22 protein-coding genes are annotated in these 22,072 nt (G+C 37.3%); 14 read left to right on the forward strand and 8 right to left on the reverse strand.

Annotated features, from left to right (window positions below):
- Window positions 1-64 precede the first annotated feature (64 nt).
- Window positions 65-1,243 (forward strand): hypothetical protein, encoded by a 1,179-nt coding sequence (locus ACXACQ_RS22765; RefSeq protein WP_474978309.1) that lies wholly within the window; start codon window positions 65-67, stop codon window positions 1,241-1,243.
- A 110-nt stretch (window positions 1,244-1,353) separates the two neighbouring features.
- Here the strand turns inward: ACXACQ_RS22765 and ACXACQ_RS22770 are convergent, their stop codons facing one another.
- The 3 genes from ACXACQ_RS22770 to ACXACQ_RS22780 are packed head-to-tail and all read right to left on the reverse strand — an operon-like array spanning window position 1,354 to window position 3,594.
- A complete protein-coding gene (locus tag ACXACQ_RS22770; RefSeq protein WP_474978310.1) occupies window positions 1,354-1,782 on the reverse strand; it encodes a DUF3299 domain-containing protein in 429 nt (142 codons plus the stop codon).
- Window positions 1,775-2,971 carry an ABC transporter permease gene (locus tag ACXACQ_RS22775; protein WP_474978311.1) on the reverse strand — a complete coding sequence of 399 codons (1,197 nt, stop codon included), beginning with the start codon at window positions 2,969-2,971 and terminating at the stop codon, window positions 1,775-1,777. The genes ACXACQ_RS22770 and ACXACQ_RS22775 overlap by 8 nt, the downstream gene beginning before the upstream one ends.
- A complete protein-coding gene (locus ACXACQ_RS22780) occupies window positions 2,968-3,594 on the reverse strand; it encodes an ABC transporter ATP-binding protein (protein WP_474978312.1) in 627 nt (208 codons plus the stop codon). The genes ACXACQ_RS22775 and ACXACQ_RS22780 overlap by 4 nt, the downstream gene beginning before the upstream one ends.
- A 113-nt stretch (window positions 3,595-3,707) precedes the next feature.
- Between ACXACQ_RS22780 and ACXACQ_RS22785 the strand changes: the two genes are divergently transcribed.
- Together ACXACQ_RS22785 and ACXACQ_RS22790 are read left to right on the forward strand one after the other, a co-directional pair.
- Window positions 3,708-4,130 carry a MerC domain-containing protein gene (locus tag ACXACQ_RS22785; RefSeq protein ID WP_474978313.1) on the forward strand — a complete coding sequence of 141 codons (423 nt, stop codon included), beginning with the start codon at window positions 3,708-3,710 and terminating at the stop codon, window positions 4,128-4,130.
- Entirely contained in the window at window positions 4,130-5,338 is a 1,209-nt protein-coding gene (locus ACXACQ_RS22790; protein WP_474978314.1) for a GTP-binding protein, read from the forward strand. The genes ACXACQ_RS22785 and ACXACQ_RS22790 overlap by 1 nt, the downstream gene beginning before the upstream one ends.
- An 87-nt stretch (window positions 5,339-5,425) precedes the next feature.
- Here the strand turns inward: ACXACQ_RS22790 and ACXACQ_RS22795 are convergent, their stop codons facing one another.
- Entirely contained in the window at window positions 5,426-6,040 is a 615-nt protein-coding gene (locus ACXACQ_RS22795) for a hypothetical protein (RefSeq protein ID WP_474978315.1), read from the reverse strand.
- A 568-nt stretch (window positions 6,041-6,608) separates the two neighbouring features.
- Between ACXACQ_RS22795 and katG the strand changes: the two genes are divergently transcribed.
- Window positions 6,609-8,849 carry a catalase/peroxidase HPI gene (gene katG / locus ACXACQ_RS22800; RefSeq protein WP_474978500.1) on the forward strand — a complete coding sequence of 747 codons (2,241 nt, stop codon included), beginning with the start codon at window positions 6,609-6,611 and terminating at the stop codon, window positions 8,847-8,849.
- A gap of 213 nt (window positions 8,850-9,062) precedes the next feature.
- Here the strand turns inward: katG and ACXACQ_RS22805 are convergent, their stop codons facing one another.
- Together ACXACQ_RS22805 and ACXACQ_RS22810 are read right to left on the reverse strand one after the other, a co-directional pair.
- Window positions 9,063-9,683, reverse strand: coding sequence for an outer membrane beta-barrel protein (locus tag ACXACQ_RS22805; RefSeq protein WP_474978316.1), 621 nt, complete (start codon window positions 9,681-9,683; stop codon window positions 9,063-9,065).
- 181 nt (window positions 9,684-9,864) lie between these two features.
- Window positions 9,865-10,998 (reverse strand): acyltransferase family protein, encoded by a 1,134-nt coding sequence (locus ACXACQ_RS22810; RefSeq protein ID WP_474978317.1) that lies wholly within the window; start codon window positions 10,996-10,998, stop codon window positions 9,865-9,867.
- Window positions 10,999-11,143: 145 nt separating this feature from the next.
- On the opposite strand from ACXACQ_RS22810, the gene ACXACQ_RS22815 reads away from it, so the two are divergent.
- From ACXACQ_RS22815 to ACXACQ_RS22860, 10 genes are all read left to right on the forward strand, one after another.
- Window positions 11,144-11,974 carry an AraC family transcriptional regulator gene (locus tag ACXACQ_RS22815; RefSeq protein WP_474978318.1) on the forward strand — a complete coding sequence of 277 codons (831 nt, stop codon included), beginning with the start codon at window positions 11,144-11,146 and terminating at the stop codon, window positions 11,972-11,974.
- A 422-nt stretch (window positions 11,975-12,396) separates the two neighbouring features.
- A complete protein-coding gene (locus ACXACQ_RS22820; protein ID WP_474978319.1) occupies window positions 12,397-12,873 on the forward strand; it encodes an Lrp/AsnC ligand binding domain-containing protein in 477 nt (158 codons plus the stop codon).
- 115 nt (window positions 12,874-12,988) lie between these two features.
- Window positions 12,989-14,434 carry a Fe-S cluster assembly protein SufB gene (sufB, locus tag ACXACQ_RS22825; RefSeq protein ID WP_474978320.1) on the forward strand — a complete coding sequence of 482 codons (1,446 nt, stop codon included), beginning with the start codon at window positions 12,989-12,991 and terminating at the stop codon, window positions 14,432-14,434.
- A 150-nt stretch (window positions 14,435-14,584) separates the two neighbouring features.
- Window positions 14,585-15,346 (forward strand): Fe-S cluster assembly ATPase SufC, encoded by a 762-nt coding sequence (gene sufC, locus ACXACQ_RS22830; RefSeq protein WP_474978321.1) that lies wholly within the window; start codon window positions 14,585-14,587, stop codon window positions 15,344-15,346.
- 13 nt (window positions 15,347-15,359) lie between these two features.
- Window positions 15,360-16,694, forward strand: a complete 1,335-nt coding sequence (gene sufD / locus ACXACQ_RS22835; protein WP_474978322.1) for a Fe-S cluster assembly protein SufD — start codon at window positions 15,360-15,362, stop codon at window positions 16,692-16,694.
- A gap of 3 nt (window positions 16,695-16,697) precedes the next feature.
- On the forward strand, window positions 16,698-17,945 hold the full coding sequence (locus ACXACQ_RS22840) for an aminotransferase class V-fold PLP-dependent enzyme (protein ID WP_474978323.1): 1,248 nt from the start codon (window positions 16,698-16,700) through the stop codon (window positions 17,943-17,945).
- Complete coding sequence (locus ACXACQ_RS22845) at window positions 17,945-18,379, forward strand: SufE family protein (protein WP_474978324.1); 435 nt, start codon at window positions 17,945-17,947, stop codon at window positions 18,377-18,379. The genes ACXACQ_RS22840 and ACXACQ_RS22845 overlap by 1 nt, the downstream gene beginning before the upstream one ends.
- 13 nt (window positions 18,380-18,392) lie before the next feature.
- A complete protein-coding gene (locus ACXACQ_RS22850) occupies window positions 18,393-18,728 on the forward strand; it encodes an SUF system Fe-S cluster assembly protein (RefSeq protein WP_474978325.1) in 336 nt (111 codons plus the stop codon).
- Between the two features lie 23 nt (window positions 18,729-18,751).
- On the forward strand, window positions 18,752-19,168 hold the full coding sequence (locus ACXACQ_RS22855; RefSeq protein ID WP_474978326.1) for a BrxA/BrxB family bacilliredoxin: 417 nt from the start codon (window positions 18,752-18,754) through the stop codon (window positions 19,166-19,168).
- Window positions 19,169-19,281: 113 nt separating this feature from the next.
- Window positions 19,282-20,223, forward strand: coding sequence for an ion channel (locus ACXACQ_RS22860; protein ID WP_474978327.1), 942 nt, complete (start codon window positions 19,282-19,284; stop codon window positions 20,221-20,223).
- A 63-nt stretch (window positions 20,224-20,286) separates the two neighbouring features.
- Here the strand turns inward: ACXACQ_RS22860 and ACXACQ_RS22865 are convergent, their stop codons facing one another.
- On the reverse strand, window positions 20,287-21,207 hold the full coding sequence (locus tag ACXACQ_RS22865; protein WP_474978328.1) for an NAD-dependent epimerase/dehydratase family protein: 921 nt from the start codon (window positions 21,205-21,207) through the stop codon (window positions 20,287-20,289).
- A 2-nt stretch (window positions 21,208-21,209) separates the two neighbouring features.
- A complete protein-coding gene (locus ACXACQ_RS22870) occupies window positions 21,210-21,866 on the reverse strand; it encodes a phosphoadenylyl-sulfate reductase (protein WP_474978329.1) in 657 nt (218 codons plus the stop codon).
- Window positions 21,867-22,072: the final 206 nt, after the last annotated feature.

Below are 22,072 nucleotides of genomic sequence, written 5' to 3' on the forward strand. Positions count from 1 at the left end.
TCGCATAATTATATTTTAATCAATATACTTGCACCCTTAACATAAAAATACATCCTATATTAAAATGAATTTTTTAAATAAAATCCTGAACCTAAGCTTACTCTTATCATTATTTTTATTCAGTTGTGACTCTGACGATGATGATAACATTGACATTGATAACAAATACAAAGTAGACTTAACTGAAGCATTCTTAACTGATTTACCATTAAAAGATATAAACCTTCGAGGGATTACCATTAACCAACCTCATTTATCTAACGGGAAAGAAACAGAAGAAGGAACTATAGTTATAGAATCTGCCAACCCAAGCTACATAAGAAGCTACATCCTCGAAGAGGTTAATATTGATCTTTCAAAATTTAATATTACCCCTTCTGTCGGCTCTCAAATATATTTCCCTAACGATGAAGTTGTCAAATTTGAAATTATCAGCACCAAAAGCGCTGAGTATGTAATTCATTATAATGTAAAAATTAATTTTATAGGAACCGAGCCTCAACCTGAGACCACACAAAAAGCATATTTTAAATCATTTTCACTAACTACCGAAGATCAAATAACAAAAGAAGGAGAGGTTAAACATGACCCTTATTCAATATATGACAGCCTAATTGTAGTGATATATGATAATCCTGCCGCTTTCAATAAATTAATGCCAAGCGTGGAATTTTCAGGCAAAAAACTAATGTACAAGTACAAAACAGACGAAAACTTCAAAGCCTACACTAAAGGTGAAAACCTAAATTTTGAATACCCTAACGAGATTATATTTCAGGTGGTAAATGAAGATGAATCCTCTGTAGCAGAGTATCAAATTATGGTAGATTGTAAAAATCCTTTACGGTTCGAAAGCAATGAATTAATACTACCTAACACGCCCATTAATGAGCAGTTTGAAAGAAATGATTTCCTTGCATTTACAAACCAAGGAAATCATCCCATCAAAACATTAAGGCCGCATGACTATACCATTTTATCCCCTGAGATGAGCATTGATTATAACATATTTACTCTGCTCATTAACACTCAATCGTCCCGCATATTACCCAAGGCATCAGGTCAGTTTAAATTTCACACCAAAGCAGCTCCAGTACCCGCAACATATAAATCACTTGCTAATTTTAAGCTAGCCTACAACCCTCAAGACAAAACCATTATAAGATCACCTAGCAGCATCTACGATTTTAATATTTATAATGATGTGCAATTAATAACTGAGATTACCATTACAGAAGAGTAAGGCGAGATATTAATTAAGCCTACTCCTTAATTAACTTAAAAGCATAGAAAGCCCCGAGTAAAAATTTGAGGCCTTTTCAATAAGATGTAAACGATATTACTGGCTTTCACTCACTGCCTAGCATTTTCAAGAATATAATTACATTGGTAAATATCATCTTGATTAAGCTTAAACTCACCGGTAATCGTAACCACCTGATCCATTTTAAACTTGTTATGAGACTTTGAAAATTTAAGTTCAATGATCGATTCAGGGCCACCATTACCACAGAAAAAACAAGCAGAATTTGGGTATTGAGATAACACGTAAACATTTTTCTTAGGGTCCACCACCAGCATATAGCCTTTAATGGATACCGTTTGCCCTTCTAATTTCTTAACTGATGCACCGAAATGAGGGTAGTAATAATAGGCATCAAGCTTTTCACTGTACTTATCAGTGAATTTCACATCGGCTAACGTATTCCAAGTAATTTTCTCTTGCCCCTTTGCACACAAGGTTATAAAACAAAATAAGAATATAAATGCCCATTTAGCCATTTGAAAGTGTTTTTGATATATTAATATTGAAAACCTGAACTGCCGGAAGTAAAGAAGCAACTGTCCCCACCCCCAAACCACCAATTAATAGCCACGTTTCTCCTCTTACCCACTCAAAACCACCCAGCAGAGCTCCGTAGCCTTCTTGATAATTAAAAGACAAACACGCTAATATCAACCTGCTGAGACAAACCCCAGAAACTGCCCCTACAAGTGTCACAAACAAACCTTTCTGCAGCATAAACCCTGATAACTGCCACCTTCTGGCACCGTAAGTACGCATAAGCGCCAGCTCCAATTTCTTATCTTGCAAAGACTTATAGAGACTAAAAAACACACTAACCCCAGAAGCAACAATAATTATAAATGCTAGAGCCTTAATATAAACAACTCCCTCCCCCACAAAATCAAGCAGTTTACTCAATTCATACTGCGGCAATGCGGCTTGCATATTCGTATTTTTATTAACCGATCGTGGCAGCTGAATCATGCCCATAGGATTGCGAAATTTGACAAAAAGTGCAGTAATCTCCCTCTCTTCATGATGAGGATTATGCTCAGCAGTCTCCTCTTCATGTTCATGCACCGCCCAAACACTTTCTATGCTTGTTAGCACAAGTCTATCCAGCACCGTTTCTGTTTTGGAAAAAATACCAACTATTTTATATGGATGCTCTGCATGATGCTCACCTCCTTCTGTAAGACCATGAGATCCCACAAACTCATCCCCCACTTGTAGGTTGTAATCCGATGCTAAGTCAGCCCCAACTACCACTTCAAAATTCGCCTTCCATAAAGTACCAAAAGCAAGATCTGCCCCGTAAATATCAGGGTATGCCGGTGTGGTGCCTACAATATGTACACCTTTATAACTATCACCATAAGCCACAGGAATACTGTAGGCTATCAACCTGTTCTTCTTTAGCTTATTGGCTTCTTCCAATGAAATATTTCCAGTAGGCACATCCATATGGTAGATTGCAGATAAAATTAATTGCAAAGGACTACCCTTCGCCCCCACTACCATGTCTATTCCTTCTAAGTTGTTATTAACTTGCCGCTCAATCTGTTGCTTAACCAGCAATATCAACGAAACCAACCCAACCCCCATCATCAGCAAAACAACACTCAAAATAGTACTCCATGGCTTATCAGTTAAATCTTTATAAGCCAGTTTAGAAATATTCATAATTGAAGTGTATTATTAAAATGTGACTTCAGTCTATTATCATGCGTAATTACTACTAGCTGAGCCTTATTAACCAAAGCCTGCTCTTTCAACAGACGAACCACACGCTCACAGTTTTTATCATCTAAGCTGGCAGTAGGCTCATCGGCTAATATTATTTTTGGTGCATTCACCACTGCCATAGCTATGCCCAATCTTTGCCTCTCTCCCTGACTCAGGTGTTTAGGTCGCTCATCTATCTTTTGAAACAAACCCAGCGCTTTCAGCACTTCACCAATTCTATCATAATCGGGCCTTTTTACAGCCAAATACTGAATTAAAGCAAGGTTTTCTTTTACTGTCAGCGCTTGTATAAATTGAGGATGCTGAAATACCAAACCTATATTTTCACCTCTAAACCTATCAAGCACACTGGTTTTTAATTCCGTAATACTCGTGCCCATAATTTCTACACGACCTAATCCCGGTTTTAACAACCCCGCCATAAGATGAAGAAATGTGGTTTTCCCAATACCCGACTCCCCTAGTATCAATAAATCTTCACCATCTCCCAAATCAATATCCGGAAACTTAAAATAGACCGATTTATTGTATGCGAAAAATAAAGAATGCGTCTTCAACATAAGCTTTACATTTTTCGAACAAACTTATATACAGATTTTTACAAATGCAACACTATTGCATTTAATGATTTTTTAGTAACCTTGCAGTGTCACTTCATCAAATACAATCATTTATGAAATCACAATTTGCAGGAATACACTTGGACTTTATAGGCTTTAGTGCCGCACTACTTTGTGCCATACACTGTGCCGCGCTACCATTGATTTTAAGCCTAATGCCGCTGGCAGGTTTGCAGTTTTTAGAAAACGAATGGATAGAAAGAGCGGCAATAGGCCTCAGCTTCGCTATAGCTACATTCTCTTTATCTAAAGCATACAGACTAAACCACAGAAGGTCAACCCCCTTCATAATTGTAAGTGGGGGCTTCATACTCATAGCGTTGAGGCACATTTTCGGCTTGGCAGAATATGAAGCCTTACTCTCCGTGGCAGGAGGGTCTGCTATAGCCTATGCACATTTTATTAACTGGAAATACATTAGACAAGCCAGCTTGGCCAGTAAAAATTACCCCATCGACAAAAACTTCAAAAAATAATGTTTGGTAAGAAAAAAATACCCGTAACAGTACTCAGCGGATTTTTAGGAGCTGGCAAAACCACCCTCTTAAATCATATTCTAAATAACAGAGAAGGTTTAAAAGTGGCCGTTATTGTCAATGACATGAGCGAAGTCAACATTGATAGTCAATTAGTGAAAAACGAAGTAAAGCTATCTCGCACAGATGAAAAACTAGTAGAAATGAGCAATGGCTGCATCTGCTGTACCTTACGAGAAGATTTAATGATAGAAGTGGAACGTTTAGCAAAAACCAATAAATACGATTACCTTCTTATAGAAAGTACCGGTATTTCGGAGCCAATTCCTGTAGCGCAGACCTTCTCTTTTGCTACTGGAGATGAACTGTTCGACCTCACCAACTTCAGCAGGTTAGACACCATGGTAACAGTGGTAGATGCCTTAAATTTCTTAACAGATTTTGGAAGTGCCGACACCATTTTTGATCGGAAAATGACTGACGAACCAGAAGACAACCGAAGCATTGTTAACCTACTGACCGATCAGGTAGAATTTGCCAACGTAATTATTCTCAATAAAGTAGATTTGGTAAGTCCACCACAGCTAGACCTTTTAGAAGGAATACTAACGAAACTGAACCCTGAAGCCAAAATAATAAAAACGAACCAAAGCAAAGTAGACCTAAAAGAAATACTTAACACCAAGCTTTTTGACTATGAAAAAGCAGAACAGTCAGCAGGTTGGATAAAAGAACTCAACAACGAACATACACCCGAAACGGAAGAGTATGGCATATCATCATTTGTATTTCGCAACCACAGGCCATTTCACCCAGAGCGATTTTGGGCGTATATCAATCAGCAATGGCCAGCCAATGTTATTAGAAGCAAAGGCCTATTCTGGCTCGCCTCACGACCAGCGCAAGCATTACTTTGGAGCCAAGCAGGCGGATCTCTAAAAGCTGAACCTTACGGCCGATGGTGGGCTTCTGTGCCCATGAAAGAAAGGGCTTTAAACTTGGCATATATGGAAAACCAAGATGCCATTATGGCGAAATGGGACAGTAAATGGGGAGACAGAATGAACGAATTAGTACTCATTGGTCAAGATTTAGAGGTTGACCAACTGACTAATGAACTAGAAGCATGCCTTGTAAATGAAAATGACGAGTTAGTTTCTAAATCTGCCTCAGGCTTTGTTGATCCGTGGCCTAATTTTGATGTATAACACATATCAATCACATGAGTAGTTTTCAAACAAGTGCTCATGTGATTGATATAATTTATAAGCTCAAGCGCCAACTGCCCTCAGCTCTTACTTTTTATTTTTTTTGGGCTTACATTCTTTACAAAATTCGGCAAGCTCATCAATTTGAGTCAGTACACGCGAATGCTCTTCTTTAAGTAAAGCTTCATTTTGTCCTAAATTGGTCACTTTTAATACCCTTGCATTCTCTTCATTCAATTGCTCATATAACTTCTGATATATCGGCTGAAAGAAACTTGCATCCGAGAACGTTCCTTTTTGGTCATAAATAGCCTTCCTAAATTTTCTGGCATATAATTCTGACAAATCAAAACTATACTGCCCATACGCCACTAGCGATTGAGCTACTAATGTATCCGGAGCTATTATAACAGCCACCTTTCGATTAAATTTATTATTTACCTTATCATTAAAATTTTTAGTAAACATAAATTGCCCTCGGGTCATCTGGTAATTGAAATCAAAGATGGCGCCTGAAAATATAGAAATAGAATTTAACTCTGGATTAATCTCTGATTGGGGAGACTGAAAATCTTCTAATTTCAACACATAATCAGGAGACCATTCTACTTCAGATTGTGCAAATGATAGATTTACATCACAGGCTAAAATAGCAAGCATCAATAGTACGGCACCACAACTTCTTTTTATTATACTTTTCACTTAAATCTAAATTATTTGTTCAGGCTTGATTTCAGGTATAAAATAAAACCAAACATCTGAAGCAAACAACTAAATTTAAAATTCACTGAAAAGCCTATTGCGGCTACTGACTCCATTAAAAATTGGAGACTTTAAAATGAAAAGTCGCAAAGTATGATTATATTCTAATGAGAAGCATACTGGTGATACAAAAGCGGCTTCATGGTAAATTTATTTAGGGTTTACCCATTAAAATAAAAGGGCCGCCCACAAATAATTTCATGAGATTTAAAACACATATCTGCGCTTTTTCTTCCTATGAAGAATAAGCCTCCCCTCCTGAAAATATTGTGTTTCAAATCTTTGAAACTTCCACCAGTAATACGACTCAGTTTTAGTCTACAACACCGAAATGAAGCAGGCATTAACTCATAGATTTTATCAATACTGTCATTAAAACAATCAATCTACTTTATAATTAAAGCGAATTTATATGTCTGTAAATTGCACCAATATTTCAGCAACCTTAACATTAAACATTTAAATTATGAACAAAACGAAAGCATTTGGCTTGCTATTAGCTCTCAGCATGGCTATTACAGCTTGTCAGAAAAAAGAGGAGGCACGAATAGTCTCTGAGATGGATGGAGAATCGGGCGCTACCAAGAAAAGTTTATCCAACATGAAAGCCAGCAGTATCAACGACTGGTGGCCCAATCGCTTAAACCTAAGTATACTTCGTCAAAATTCTTCTTTATCAACCCCGATGGATGAAGAGTTCAACTACATAGAAGCTTTCAATAGCTTAGAATATGATTCGCTTAAAAGTGACATCAGAAAAGTACTTACCGATTCTCAAGATTGGTGGCCTGCAGATTTTGGTCATTATGGAGGTTTGTTTATAAGAATGGCGTGGCACAGTGCTGGTACTTACCGTACTGCTGATGGGCGTGGAGGATCCAGATCAGGACAGCAACGCTTTGCTCCCATCAATAGCTGGCCTGATAACGCTAACTTAGACAAAGCCAGACGCTTAATTTGGCCTATCAAACAAAAGTATGGCAACAAAATTTCTTGGGCTGACTTAATGGTATTAACAGGTAATGTGGCACTTGAAGACATGGGCTTCAAAACTTTTGGTTTTGCCGGAGGTAGAGAAGACGTTTACGAGCCAGAAATGGACGTATACTGGGGAGCTGAAAAAACATGGTTATCTGACAGCTCACGCTATTCTGGCGATAGAGAATTAGAAAATCCGTTAGCAGCTGTTCAAATGGGACTGATTTATGTAAACCCTGAAGGGCCTAATGGCAATCCTGATCCATTATTAGCCGCCAAAGACATACGCGCTACTTTTGGTAGAATGGGTATGAACGATGAAGAAACCGTAGCACTTATTGCCGGGGGACATACCTTGGGTAAAGCTCACGGTGCTGGTAAAGCAGACAATGTAGGACCTGAGCCCGAAGCAGCTCCTATTGAAGAGCAAGGCTTTGGATGGAAAAACAAATACAAGTCAGGCAAAGGTGGTGATGCCATCACTTCAGGCTTAGAAGTAACATGGACGGCCACCCCTACAAGATGGAGTCACCTTTTCTTTGCCAGTCTATTCGAAAACGAGTGGGAATTAACAAAAAGCCCCGCAGGTGCACACCAATGGGTAGCCAAAGGTGATAGCCCTAACATGATGGTACCCGATGCACATGATGCTTCAAAAATGCATAAGCCCACTATGTTTACTACAGATTTATCTTTGAGAATGGATCCTGGTTTCGAGAAGATTTCACGAAAATTCTATGAAAACCCTGAGTTGTTTAACGATGCTTTTGCTCGTGCATGGTTTAAACTTACACACAGAGATATGGGACCTAAAACCACTTATTTAGGACCTGAAGCACCTACTGAAGATTTAATTTGGCAAGACCCAATCCCTGCGGTTGACCACAAGTTGATCACCAAAAGCGATATTGCTAGTTTAAAAACACAGATTTTAAACTCTGAACTTTCTATCACAGATATGGTAACTACGGCTTGGGCTTCTGCCTCTACGTACCGTGGTTCTGATAGAAGAGGTGGTGCCAACGGAGCCAGAATACGCCTTGCTCCACAAAAGGACTGGGAAGTAAATAATCCGGCTCAATTAGCGAAAGTATTGAAAGTATTGGAGCAAATCCAACAAGACTTTAATGCTAAAGGCGGAGACAAAAAGGTATCAATGGCCGACTTAATAGTATTAGCTGGAGCTGCCGGAGTAGAAAAAGCAGCAGCTAATGCTGGCTACAAAGTAAGCGTGCCTTTTACACCAGGTCGTATGGATGCTACTCAGGAGCAAACTGATGTTGAATCTTTCCAATTACTTGAGCCAATGGCAGATGGCTTCCGTAACTATCTAAAAACGCAGTACAAATTACCTACCGAAGAACTATTGGTAGATAAAGCTCAACTTCTCACTTTAACAGCTCCTGAAATGACTGTTTTAGTAGGTGGTATGCGTTCACTTAATGCCAACTATGATGGTTCTAAGAATGGCATTTTCTCTGATAAAAAAGATGCACTTACTAACGTATTCTTTGTGAAATTATTAGACATGAGTACCGAATGGAGCGCTTCTGATGATACTAAAGAAAAATTTGAAGGGAAAGACAGAAAAACCGGAAAGGTAAAATATACCGCCACTCGTGCTGACTTAATCTTTGGTTCTAACTCTGAGTTACGAGCCTTAGCAGAAGTATACGCTAGCAATGGCGCGGAAGAAAAATTTGTTAACGACTTCGTTGCTGCTTGGGACAAAGTAATGAAGCTAGACAGATTTGACCTTATATATAAATAGTAGATAGACGTTCATATAAGTTGAAAGGCCGATTCGATTTGAATCGGCCTTTTTTATGACTTTTCTCTATTTCTCAATTTCACTAGCTCCACTTTGATCAAAAACTTTTCGTGACATCAGCCCATCGGTTTCCATTTATTTTATTGAACCAATCAATGATATTTCAGCTACAGCTAGCACCAAAAAACCATGACAATTGGCAAGCAATAACAGTTACTCAACATCAAACAAATAATATGCTGCTCCTAATCTGAAATTAATAAACCTAGAACCTTCACCATACACATTGAACCCGCCTGTATTATAAAGTAAGTTCACTTGCATACGATCATAACTATACCCCAATCCAAGATTGATGAATCCATAATCGACTTTTTTAACATCAAGATCAGCCAATTTCACAGTCTTGGTAGTTTCTCCTTTCAATTTCAAATTTCCACCAACAGCTACTCCTGCATAAATGCCCGCCAGTAACTTGACCCCATTATCATCCCCATTAAAGTCAAAAACAACATTTATTGGCAACTTCAGGTGATTAAATTTTCGTTTATACTCTAAATCTTCATTTTCATCTCTGTATTTATTTCCCTTCGACTCAAATAATAAACTACCATTAAGGTCTACTGATTGTGATATCTCCATTAATGAAGATACTCCAAAAAAAAAGCCATTGCGAATAAAGTTATTATTCCAATTCAAAGAGCTGTACTCATGATCTGTCAACAACATATCTGAAAGGATATACCCTGCCTCGGGGCCAAATGAAATGCGCGATTGAGCCTCAACTCTTCCAACCAAAACGCAAAGCAATACTACTAGAAAGATTAATCTCATATAAAATAACAGTATTAAAATAGTTGAAATGCGTTAAAGCATAAATTAGGCCAATATTTTTCCGCTTCTCAGCTATGAAAGCGCCACTTATAGAGAAGAGTACCCCTGAATAATCATTTTTGCATAAGCATCAGTAACTAAAGACATACACCTCGAGCTCTCCCTGAGGTGAGTAATTATGCTATTTATTTTTAGATAAATATTTACTTTTCAGCCACGTTCTGATAGGCATATCATACAATCTCATAGCTGCAAATGCCACAAAAACCGACATAATCATGGTCAAAAGTGCATAAGGCCAGCTTTCGGCCAGTGTATAATTATTATTAGAAACCCAAGCCATATAAATATAGACAAGCGGAAAGTGTGTTATATAAATCGGATAAGATATATCTCCTAGAAACTTACTAATTCTTTCCGTAACACCATCTACATGCCCACTAGCTCCTAACCAAACAATAAACGGAAATACGATAATTAAACACACACACTCATACAACCCATTTTGCCAAAGATCATCAGCCCCACCTATTCTGGGTACAGATAAAACCGCAATTAGCAACAAGGATGTATATAAAAATGCATTTTTAATGCTTTTCACCTTTACTGTTTTAGCCAAAAAAATGCCCGATAAAAACGGAAAAGCCAAACGTATAAACCCGATTTTCATCTGAAGAGAATCATCTATTGCCCAGCCTCCAATAATATCTCCATGCGAATTAGTAAGTGCATAATGCACTAGAAACAGCATTGCAATTACTACTAAAATAAATAGAACCTTGTTAGATAGCCTTCTTAAAACCAAAGCATATGATATGTTGGCAATTTCCTCAAAAAACAAGGTCCAAGCTGGCCCATTCAAAGGAAACATCTCATTCCAGCCCCTTATGTCTAAGCCCTTACCTACAGGGATAAGAAAAAAACCAATTACCATTAAAAACGAAACTTTCCATACCGGCACTTCTGAAACCCCGCCCCATCCGAGAACTGCAGAATCTTGAAAATAAAATAAAAGGGCTCCGAATATAGAGCCGAATATTAGCATAGGCTGCAAACGCACTATCCTACGTTTAAAAAAATGACCTAAAGTCATAACACTCCATCGATCATCATAAGCATAACTAATCACATATCCAGAAAGAAGAAAAAAGAAATCTACGGCTAAATAGCCATGGTTTATAAGCTGCTTGGAGTGATCTCCTCCAGAATGCACCTCCAGTACGTGAAATACTACAACTATTAATGCTGCGATACCACGCAGTCCATCCAAAATTTTATAATGTGGTTTTGATTTTAATAAGCTTTTATTAGACATGTTTCAATATAAATATTAATCAGCCCTAAAGTTAAATGCGTTTACCATATCTGTATTGACATATATTTGAACACACTTGTCTTATATTTGCATTTAGGCAAGTACATCATTAACCATGAAGGATCATATAAAATACTGTCATATAATGAGTGACAAAAAACACTCCTTTAAATATGATCATGTTCATATTAAATGGGATAAGCAAATTCACTTACACAAGCAGGATTTTTGGGAAATCACTTATATAATAACAGGCAGAGGTTCCCGAATTATAGGAGATAGTGTGGCTCCATTTTCTGAAGGAGAAATCATATTAATCCCACCTCACTTGTTACATTGCTGGTCGTTTGATGAAACCGTCCACGATAAAGAAGGTAAGATTGAAAATATTTGCATATTCTTCTCTACAAATTTTTTGATGGAGCTAAAAACAACCTTTCCTGAACTTGATTCACAAATCACCAATATCAGTGAAATATCCAATGCCATTGAGTTTAAAGATGAAACACTAAAAAAATTGCAGCATAACTTAATGTTAATGCAAACACAAAGTAATGCTGAAAGAATACCTACCCTTTTAACAATATTAGCCTCCATTGCCAATACTAGCAATACAAATATTGTTGGACACCCATCAACAAATGACCGAAATGCTAAAAAAATGCAGATTTTAGAACTTTATGTCATGAATAACTTTCAGAATAACATTACTTTAAACGATGTTGCAAAATTTTTAGGCATGGAGAAATCTTCATTCTGCGTATTCTTTAAAAGAATGAGAAATAAAACATTTTTTCAGTATTTAACTGAGTACAGAATCATAGCAGCGTGTAAACTTATTACTAATTCTGATTTAACTATTGCTGAGGTAGCATATTCATGTGGTTTTAGAGATGTTCCATACTTTAACAGAACATTTAAAAAAATAAAAGCCATAACTCCAAGCAACTTCAGAAAGGCTACCATCATGCATTAAAATTCAATAATATAATTGATCTAAAGCCATACTAATAATGTGAGTGGACTACACTCCAATCATATTAGCACAAATAGCCTATAAGTAATTATATTTTTAAAGCAGTGAGCAACAAAAAAAGCAGCCCATGTACCAGAGCTGCTTTAATACCAATTAGCTGTAGGGGAAGGATTCGAACCTCCACGGAGCAGTTAATTCTCGTGCTATTGGATGCATTAAGACTTTATCCTGTTATCTCCACCCCCGAGACCGGAGGGCATGTCTGCCAGTTTCAACACCCTACATTGTGTTTACTTTCAACACTTCAAAGGTAATGAAATGATTTATTCTTTAAAATTTTAACAACATAATTCGTGTTTATTTAAAATATTTTTAATAATATTGACTCAACAATATAAATAACATAATCAACCACCAATATTATGCCTGCGAATTACGAAATTGACAATGTAGACCTTAAAATTCTCGAAATACTGCTTAAAAACGCCAAAAAGCCATATACAGAAGTAGCAAAACAAGTATATGTTTCTGGCGGAACCGTGCATGTGCGCATGAAAAAGCTTGAGGATATGGGAGTTGTAGAAGGCACCACTCTTAGAATAGACTACACTAAGTTAGGTTACGACATCACCGCTTTTATTGGCATCTTCCTATCTAAAAGTGCTCTTTATGACGATGTCATTTCTGAACTAAAGCAAATACCTGAAATTATTAACGTCCATTACACCACTGGTAACTACAGTATGTTTGCCAAAATACACTGCAAAGACACGCAGCACTTAAAAGATGTACTTCACGACAAAATACAAAGAGTAGAAGGTATAATAAGAACAGACACAATGATTTCGCTTGAAGAGAGCATAAATAGAAACATACAACTTGAAATGAAAAACAATTGATAATAGCTATGAAGCCATAAGATTTATCAATCCCAAAAAATACAATTGCAGGAACTCTAAACTGGGGTTTTTGTTGTACCTTTGCAGAGTAATTTGAACTTAGTCCAAATAACGCATGAGCAAAGACAACCAAATTTTAGAAGAGTTTACCTCTAAAGAATATGAACACGGCTGGACCATTGACTTGGAAGCTGATCAGGCTCCCAAGGGTCTAAACGAGGAAATTATTCATTTTATTTCCGCCAAAAAAGAAGAACCGCAATGGCTTCTTGACTGGCGATTGAAGGCTTACCGTGCCTGGACTAAAATGGAAGAACCGGAGTGGGCAAATGTAAACTACCCTAGGGTAGATTATCAGGATATGATTTACTATTCTGCTCCTAAACAAAAAGTGAAACCTAAGAGTCTTGATGAAGTTGATCCTGAATTGAGAGAGACTTTCAAAAAATTAGGTATTTCATTAGAAGAACAAAAAAGACTTACCGGTGTGGCTGTAGATGCTGTATTAGACAGCGTATCTGTAGCTACTACCTTTAAAGATAAACTAGGCGAACTAGGCATTATATTCTGTTCATTTAGTGAGGCTGTAAAAGAGCATCCTGAATTAATTAAAGAATATTTAGGCTCTGTAGTTCCCATTAGTGATAATTACTTCTCGGCATTAAACTCGGCAGTTTTCTCTGACGGTTCATTTTGCTACATACCTAAAGGTGTAAGATGCCCTATGGAGCTATCTACCTATTTTAGAATTAACGCAGCCAATACTGGCCAGTTTGAAAGAACGTTAATTGTAGCTGAAGAAGGTTCATACGTTAGCTACCTAGAAGGCTGTACAGCTCCACAAAGAGATGAAAATCAACTTCATGCTGCTGTAGTAGAAATATACGTAAAGAAAGATGCTGAAGTAAAATACTCTACCGTTCAGAACTGGTACCCTGGTGATAAGAATGGAAAAGGTGGCATTTATAACTTTGTAACAAAAAGAGGAATTTGTGCTGGAGACAGAGCTAAACTTAGCTGGACTCAGGTAGAAACAGGCTCATCTGTAACATGGAAATACCCTTCTTGCATCCTTAAAGGAGACCACTCTATAGGAGAGTTTTATTCTGTAGCAGTAACCAATAATTACCAACAGGCTGATACGGGCACCAAAATGATCCATATCGGTAAAAACACCAAATCACGTATAGTGTCTAAGGGTGTGTCTGCAGGTAAATCACAAAACAGCTACAGAGGTCAAGTAAAAGTAATGAAGCGTGCTGAAGGAGCAAGAAACTTCTCCCAATGTGACTCGCTTTTAATGGGAGACCAATGTGGAGCCCACACCTTCCCCTATATAGATATTGAAAACAAATCTGCGCAAGTAGAGCACGAGGCTACCACCTCTAAAATTGGCGAAGACCAAATCTTCTACTGTACGCAGAGAGGTATAGATGAAGAAAGTGCCATTGCACTAATTGTAAACGGATATTGTAAAGAGGTACTTAACCAATTACCAATGGAATTTGCCGTGGAAGCTCAAAAGCTCCTTGCTCTTACTCTTGAAGGTAGCGTAGGTTAATTCACCTTACTCATTAAATATTAACGGTCTACACCTTGCCTATGGATAAGGTGTAGATACTTACGCGGTATTTAATATAACATTACATACCCAACCCACACACTAGAAATAACGATCGTATATTATATTGTTGAAACTGAGATTTGAATAATGCTTAAAATAAAGAATTTACACGCATCAATCGAAGGAAAGGATATTCTCAACGGAATAAACCTTGAAATCAAAGCAGGAGAAGTGCACGCTATAATGGGACCTAACGGTTCTGGTAAAAGTACTTTAGCCTCTGTACTTGCAGGAAGAGAAGAATATGAAGTGACTCAAGGTGAAGTAGAGTATTTAGGTCAGGAATTATTGGAGTTAAGTCCGGAAGAACGTGCCAGAGAAGGTGTATTTCTTGCATTTCAATATCCTGTTGAAATTCCAGGAGTAAGCACTACTAACTTCTTAAAAACAGCACTAAATCAAGTAAGAGAGCATAGAGGTGAAGAGCCTTTAGACGCAGTTTCTTTCCTTACTATGATGAAAGAAAAAATGAAGTTGGTAGAAATAGACCAATCATTACTTAGCCGTTCGCTAAACGAAGGCTTCTCAGGTGGTGAAAAGAAAAGAAATGAAGTATTCCAAATGGCTATGCTAGAGCCTAAGTTATCTATACTTGATGAAACAGATTCAGGATTAGATATCGATGCGCTTAGAATTGTAGCTAATGGTGTTAATAAATTAAAGACCAAAGACAACGCTACGATAGTAGTTACTCACTATCAAAGATTGTTAGACTATATAGTACCAGATTACGTACACGTATTATATAAAGGTAAAATAGTGAAATCCGGAGATAAAACTTTAGCATTAGAGTTAGAAGAAAAAGGTTACGACTGGATTAAAGAAGAAGTTGATCAAGCTACTGCATAGAAACTACTAAAACATGAGTGAAACGACTAAAGATATAAGCTTAGAAGAAAAGTTTTCAACCCAATTCAACAGCTTAGAATCACGTATCAATGGTGCTGGTCAGTTACCCGTGCATGAGGTAAGAAAAAATGCTTTAGAGGCTTTTCGTACCTTAGGTTTTCCAGGATCTAAAAACGAAGAATATAAATATACTCCCCTACAGAGGATATTAAAGCGAAATTTTGAATTTGCAGAATCATCAGCAACTCAAGAGATCAGCAAAGAAGAAGTAGCAAAACACTTTATTCCAGGCTTAAAAGCTAATAATTTAGTGTTTGTAAATGGTATTTTTACTTCAGAACTATCTGAAGTAATAAGTCCTGAAAGCGAAATTTCTATTAAAAACTTTGCTGTAGCTACTGCTGAAAATGACGAAGATGTAAACACATACTTCTCTAAATATGCAGACTACTCTGCTGATGCTCTAGTGGCATTAAACACAGCATTAGCTGAAAATGGCTCAGTAATTAAAATTGAAAACAACAAGGTCATAGAAGCACCTGTTGCATTATATTATTTTAATACTGCCGAAAATGAAGTGAGTGTTCAACCACGAAACTTAATTATTGCTGGAAAAAACAGTGAATCAACGTTTCTTGAAACACACATTACATTAACCGATGCCAAAAGCTTCACTAATGCTGTAACGGAGGTTGTAGTCAATGAAAACACAAGGCTTTCATACTACAAAATACAGAACAACAACGAAGCTTCTTACCACGTAGATACACTACAGGTATGGCAAGATAGAACCAGTGTATTCAATGCTTATACATTTACATTAAATGGCGCCATGGTTAGAAATAACCTTAACATAGCTGTTGATGGTGAAGGTGTAGAAACTCACATGTATGGCCTTTATTTATTGAATGGTTCATCGCACGTTGATAACCATACAGCTGTAGATCATTTAAAACCTAACTCTGTAAGTAACGAACTTTACAAAGGTATTTTAGAAGATAACTCCAGAGGTGTATTTAACGGAAAAGTATATGTAAGACAAGCAGCTCAGAAGACTAATGCTTTTCAGTCTAACAAAAATATACTTTTAAGTGATGAGTCTACCGTAAACACTAAACCTCAGCTAGAAATATGGGCTGATGATGTGAAGTGTTCTCACGGGTGTACCACAGGGCAACTAGATGAAGAAGCATTGTTCTACCTAAGATCGAGAGGAGTTGGAAAAGAAAGAGCAAGAGTATTGCTACTCTATGCTTATGCTAACGAAGTACTAGAAACTATTAAGTTAGATGCCCTAAAAGATTATTTAGAAGATCTGATATCAGAAAGATTGCATAAAAACTTTTAAAATATGAGCGAGATAAGCCAGGAAGCCATCAAAGCTTTAGATATAGAAAGCATAAGAAAAGAATTTCCTGTATTGCATCAGGAAATTAACGGCAAGCCCTTGGCCTATTTTGATAATGCTGCCACTACCCAGAAGCCTATTCAGGTAATATCAGCATTAAATCAATATTATGAAGGGTATAACGCCAATATTCATAGAGGCATACATACCTTGGCCGAGAAGGCTACAAAAGCTTTTGAAGAGACCAGAGCGTCTCTTCAGTTGTTTTTAAACGCCAGTGAGAAAGACGAAATAATATTTACTAAAGGAACTACCGACAGTATTAACTTGGTAGCTTCATCATTTTGCAAACAGTTTGTTAATGAGGGTGACGAGATCATCGTATCTGAACTAGAACACCACTCAAACATAGTACCTTGGCAAATAGCCGCCATGGAACAAAAAGCTGTTATAAAAGTAATACCTGTTTTAGATAATGGTGAGTTGGATTACGATACCTATGCCACTCTCCTATCGGATAAGACCAAACTTGTAGCCGTTAACCATGCTTCTAACAGCTTAGGAACGGTTAACGACTTACACACCATCATAAGCAAAGCTCATGAAGTGGGTGCTAAAGTGCTGGTAGACGGAGCTCAGGCATGTGCTCACCTCATAGTAGACGTACAAGCTTTAGACTGTGATTTTTATGCGACATCGTCACATAAGTTTTATGGTCCTACAGGCATTGGTGTATTATATGGAAAAAGAGAATTACTAGAAGCCATGCCTCCCTACCAAGGTGGTGGAGAAATGATTAAAGAAGTATCTTTTTCCGGAACATCTTACAATGATATTCCGTACAAGTTTGAAGCAGGAACTCCTAATATCGCTGATGCTATTGCGCTCAATGAAGCTATTGCCTTTATCAATAAATTGGGCAAAAACAACATAGCCGCTCATGAGCTATCACTTTTGCGTTATGCCACAGAAGGCGTAGGCAATATCGATGGCATAAAATTAATAGGTCAGGCTTCAGCTAAAGTAAGCGTACTTTCATTTGTAATAGATGGTATACACCATTTTGATATAGGTCAAATGCTGGACGCACGCGGAGTTGCTGTAAGAACCGGGCACCACTGTACACAACCTCTTATGGACAGGTTTGGCATTGAAGGAACTGTAAGAGCTTCTTTTGCTGTTTACAACACCAAAGAGGAAATAGATACAATGGTAGAAGGGATAGAAAGGATAGTAAAATTCATGAAGTAATGGCAGAATCAATAAAAGAAATACAGGAAAGCATTATTGAGGAATTTTCCATTTTAGATGGAGATAGAGAAATGACTAATTTTTACATTATGGAATTAGGTCAAAAGCTCCCTGCCATGCCCGAAGAACTGATGACTGAAGACAATGTGGTGAAAGGATGCCAGTCAAAAGTATGGCTCAGCGCACATTTAGAAGGTAACAAGATAGTTTTTCAGGCAGATAGCAACACGGCTATTACTAAAGGGTTAGTAAGCATGCTAGTAAGAGTACTTTCTAACCAAACACCTGACAACATTATCAATGCAGACTTATTTTTTCCTCAAGAAATAGGTATGGATAGATTTATAGGTACACAACGTTCTAACGGTTTCGGAGCTATGATTAAGCAAATGAAATTGTACGCTGTAGCCCTTAAAAGCCAGGTAGAAGCATAATTATTAGAACCAAATGAGTGAAGAAAATACAACCAGAGAAGCAGAAAGCACTTTGAGAGATAAAGTGGTAGAAGCCCTAAAAACTGTATACGATCCGGAAATACCAGTAGACATCTACGAGCTTGGCCTTATTTACGAGGTAAGTATTTTGCCGGTTAATAATGTATATGTGTTAATGACCCTAACTTCACCTAATTGCCCTGCGGCAGAGTCAATTCCAACAGAAGTGGAAGCGAGTATCAAAAAAATTGAAGGAGTGAACGATGTAAATGTGGAAATAACGTTTGACCCTCCGTACACTCAGGACATGATGTCTGAAGCAGCGAAACTAGAATTAGGATTTTTATAAACGAAAACTAATATAACAACAATATGTACCCAGAAGAATTAGTAGCACCGATGCGAACAGACTTGACTTCAGTTGGTTTCAACGAATTCAAATCTGCAGAAGAGGTAGATAATCACTTTGCTGATCATAAAGGAACTACTTTACTTGTAATAAACTCTGTATGTGGTTGTGCTGCTGGCGCTGCACGTCCCGGAGTGAAGTGGGCAGTTGATCAAACTGAAAATAAACCAGATATTTTAGCTACAGTATTTGCAGGAGTAGATCAGGAAGCAGTAGCTAAAGCTAGAGAATATACTTTACCATATCCTCCATCATCACCTTCAATAGCTTTATTTAAAGATGGTGAATTGGTACACTTCATTGAAAGACACCATATTGAAGGAAGGAATGCTGAAATGATAGGAAATCATTTATTAGAGGTATTTAAAGAATTCTGTTAATAGTAATTATTAACAACATTAACAGAAGGAAAGCAGAAATGCTTTCCTTTTTTTGTATCATTATATTTTAACCATAGTTATTAGCTACTGCCCTATCAGCCATTTAACCACCTATGACAGAAATCAATTATACACAAGATCCTGGAACAGGCACACAATACACCGCAAACTCAAAAAGAATAATTAATAAAAATGGCTCGTTTAATGTAGTAAAAAAAGGCCTGCGTTTAAGCAGTAGAAACATATACCATACATTAATACAGATGTCATGGCCTCGCTTTCTTATTTTAATCTTCACTTTTCTACTAACCGTCAATGCGGCCTTCGCTATTATTTACAGTGTAATAGGCTTAGAACAACTTGGGGGCCTCACCTCCACCACTACTACATACAATTATTTAGAAGCCTACTATTTTAGCTTTCAAACGTTTACCACAGTTGGCTATGGAGTGCTTCACCCTGTAGGTCACTTGGCCAACATAATCGCTGCTTTTGAAGCCATTTTCGGCTGGATGTCTTTCGCCATTATTACAGGTATGCTATATGGCCGTTTCTCTAAGCCCAGTGCCAGAATTATGTATAGTAATATTGCAGTGATAGCCCCATACAAAAATGAAATGAAGAGCTTGCAACTGCGTATTGCCAATATGCGCAAAAGCAACTTACTAGAAATGCAGGCCACAGTGCTACTTGTGGTAGTAGAAAGAAATAAAGATAATAGCATACTTAGCCGCAACTTCATTGATCTTAAATTAGAAAGGGACTCTATTTTGTTTTTCCCCCTGAACTGGACATTGGTACACGCAATAGATGAAAGCAGCCCTTTTTACAATAAAACAGAGCAAGATTTAAAAGATATGGATAGTGAAGTGCTGGTATTACTAAAGGGCTTTGATGATACCTTTAGCCAAGTGGTGCACTCTCAGTATTCATATAAATGTAAGGAAATAGTGTGGGGAGGGAAATTTAAGCCTGCATACCACACCCACGAAAGTGGAGACATACACTTGCATTTTGATAAAATGCATGACTTCGATACTATTCAATTGGATTGATATAAAAAGCAAAAGGGCTACTATTTAGTAGCCCTTTTGCTTTTTATATTTTCAACTTTATCGTTAAAAGCTGAACTTATCCATAAACTCAACTAACTCATCTTTAAAGCTAGTAGGACATGGGTTATTTAACTTAGCCATTAAACCTTCATTAGGCTTTACTGTCAGCTGTCTTAGTTTTAAGTGCTGATTTACAAATATAAATTCTAATTCAGGAATCAACTCTTTCAGGACATCTACTATATCTAAAACGGCCATATCTCTATTTACAAGGTTGTAAATACCTCCATCTATAGTTTCATCCAAAACATTTACTAATGCTTGAGCTACACACCCTACATGTATGAAAGAGCGGTGCTGCTTTCCATCTCCGTGTATAGAAATGCGTTTATAGAAATGTGCTTCGAATACGAATTTATTAATTACGGCATCGAACCTCATGCTGCGGTTATAACCATATGCATTTCCACATCTGAAAATGTAAGTATCTACTTTATCCTGCAGTCTTCTAACGTGCTCCTCCCCTCTCATTTTTGAAATACCGTAGAAAGTACGAGGGTTAGGGTTTACCGCTTCGTCAACAGCTTCTTTAGACGAGCCATAAACACTAGTACTACTAGTGAAAATCACTTTCTTTACATCGCTCTCCTCTATAGCATATACCAGCTCGGCAGTACCCCAGTGGTTTACTTGCTCATAGAAATGTGGATCAGCATCAGCAAAAGGTGTAGTCACTTTTGCAGCAAGGTGATAAACTACATCTATGCCCACTAAAGCTTTCTTTAGTAAACGGCTATCTAAAAGCTCTCCTTTTACTATTGATATTTTTATATTTTTAGGAAAATGATTACCTAAAAAGAAGTTGTAATTATTTTTACTAAGGTTATCATAGATAACGATCTCTTCCACATCATCGCGCTTTGTAAGCAGCCCAATTAATTCGGTGCCGATGTAACCTGCACCACCTGTAACTAATATTCTCATAATTATTTACTCACCAAATCTGTATGTAAACCACACTCTGTTTTATTCATGCCGTACCATCTAGCTTCTCTTTCCATCATCTCAGGATCAACCTTGCGGGTACAAGGCTCACAGCCTATACTCAGGTATCCGGAATTTTCCAGAGGGTGTTTTGGTAAATTATATTCTTTTTGATACTGATAGATCATTTTCGCGTTCCAATCTAACATAGGATGGAACCTGATAGAATTATTTGGAGCAGGTTGCTCTATTTTCATCGCCTTACGCACAGCACTTTGATCTGCCCTAACGCCATTAATCCAAACATCATGTTGCATAAGCAACCTGTTTACTGGCTGCGTTTTATTCAAAAAGCAACAGTGGTCTGGGTCTGAGGTAAACAGCAAACGCCCTGCAGGATCTTTTTGCATAAACTTTGGCGTCTCTGATTTTAAATCTACCACCGACAAGCCAAACTGCTCTGCTACTAGATCTCTAAACTCCACTGTCTCAGGAAAGTGATAACCTGTGTTAATAAACACTACAGGTATAGTATTATCTATTCTACTTAAAATATGTAGAAGTACTATACTATGAGACTGAAATGAAGATGTGGTAAACAAACTCTTTCCCTCATCTTTATACTTAGTCAACTGCTCTTGTATTTCTTCAAATTTCACGGTCTAGCTCCTTTTATAAACATCAAAGATATCCAATACAACGCCATTTGAAAATAATTTCTCAAATAACTAGCCTTCTTCCCTATTTGAATAATATTAATTTTCATATTTATTGAACCTTAATATCACTAAAAAAGTAATAAGCCACTTGTTACTATACGACAAGATGTAAAATAAGATACATCTATATTTATCGAACTATCATA

This window comes from Fulvivirga sp. AWR4_260 (genome assembly GCF_056158185.1).

What these genes read in the sequence shown, in the direction of transcription:
- ACXACQ_RS22765 (WP_474978309.1), top strand. Translation starts at nt 65, where the DNA reads ATGAATTTTTTAAATAAAATCCTGAACCTAAGCTTACTCTTATCATTA.
- ACXACQ_RS22770 (WP_474978310.1), bottom strand. Translation starts at nt 1,782, where the DNA reads ATGGCTAAATGGGCATTTATATTCTTATTTTGTTTTATAACCTTGTGT.
- ACXACQ_RS22775 (WP_474978311.1), bottom strand. Translation starts at nt 2,971, where the DNA reads ATGAATATTTCTAAACTGGCTTATAAAGATTTAACTGATAAGCCATGG.
- ACXACQ_RS22780 (WP_474978312.1), bottom strand. Translation starts at nt 3,594, where the DNA reads ATGTTGAAGACGCATTCTTTATTTTTCGCATACAATAAATCGGTCTAT.
- ACXACQ_RS22785 (WP_474978313.1), top strand. Translation starts at nt 3,708, where the DNA reads ATGAAATCACAATTTGCAGGAATACACTTGGACTTTATAGGCTTTAGT.
- ACXACQ_RS22790 (WP_474978314.1), top strand. Translation starts at nt 4,130, where the DNA reads ATGTTTGGTAAGAAAAAAATACCCGTAACAGTACTCAGCGGATTTTTA.
- katG (WP_474978500.1), top strand. Translation starts at nt 6,609, where the DNA reads ATGGCTATTACAGCTTGTCAGAAAAAAGAGGAGGCACGAATAGTCTCT.
- ACXACQ_RS22805 (WP_474978316.1), bottom strand. Translation starts at nt 9,683, where the DNA reads ATGAGATTAATCTTTCTAGTAGTATTGCTTTGCGTTTTGGTTGGAAGA.
- ACXACQ_RS22810 (WP_474978317.1), bottom strand. Translation starts at nt 10,998, where the DNA reads ATGTCTAATAAAAGCTTATTAAAATCAAAACCACATTATAAAATTTTG.
- ACXACQ_RS22815 (WP_474978318.1), top strand. Translation starts at nt 11,144, where the DNA reads ATGAGTGACAAAAAACACTCCTTTAAATATGATCATGTTCATATTAAA.
- ACXACQ_RS22820 (WP_474978319.1), top strand. Translation starts at nt 12,397, where the DNA reads ATGCCTGCGAATTACGAAATTGACAATGTAGACCTTAAAATTCTCGAA.
- sufB (WP_474978320.1), top strand. Translation starts at nt 12,989, where the DNA reads ATGAGCAAAGACAACCAAATTTTAGAAGAGTTTACCTCTAAAGAATAT.
- sufC (WP_474978321.1), top strand. Translation starts at nt 14,585, where the DNA reads ATGCTTAAAATAAAGAATTTACACGCATCAATCGAAGGAAAGGATATT.
- sufD (WP_474978322.1), top strand. Translation starts at nt 15,360, where the DNA reads ATGAGTGAAACGACTAAAGATATAAGCTTAGAAGAAAAGTTTTCAACC.
- ACXACQ_RS22840 (WP_474978323.1), top strand. Translation starts at nt 16,698, where the DNA reads ATGAGCGAGATAAGCCAGGAAGCCATCAAAGCTTTAGATATAGAAAGC.
- ACXACQ_RS22845 (WP_474978324.1), top strand. Translation starts at nt 17,945, where the DNA reads ATGGCAGAATCAATAAAAGAAATACAGGAAAGCATTATTGAGGAATTT.
- ACXACQ_RS22850 (WP_474978325.1), top strand. Translation starts at nt 18,393, where the DNA reads ATGAGTGAAGAAAATACAACCAGAGAAGCAGAAAGCACTTTGAGAGAT.
- ACXACQ_RS22855 (WP_474978326.1), top strand. Translation starts at nt 18,752, where the DNA reads ATGTACCCAGAAGAATTAGTAGCACCGATGCGAACAGACTTGACTTCA.
- ACXACQ_RS22860 (WP_474978327.1), top strand. Translation starts at nt 19,282, where the DNA reads ATGACAGAAATCAATTATACACAAGATCCTGGAACAGGCACACAATAC.
- ACXACQ_RS22865 (WP_474978328.1), bottom strand. Translation starts at nt 21,207, where the DNA reads ATGAGAATATTAGTTACAGGTGGTGCAGGTTACATCGGCACCGAATTA.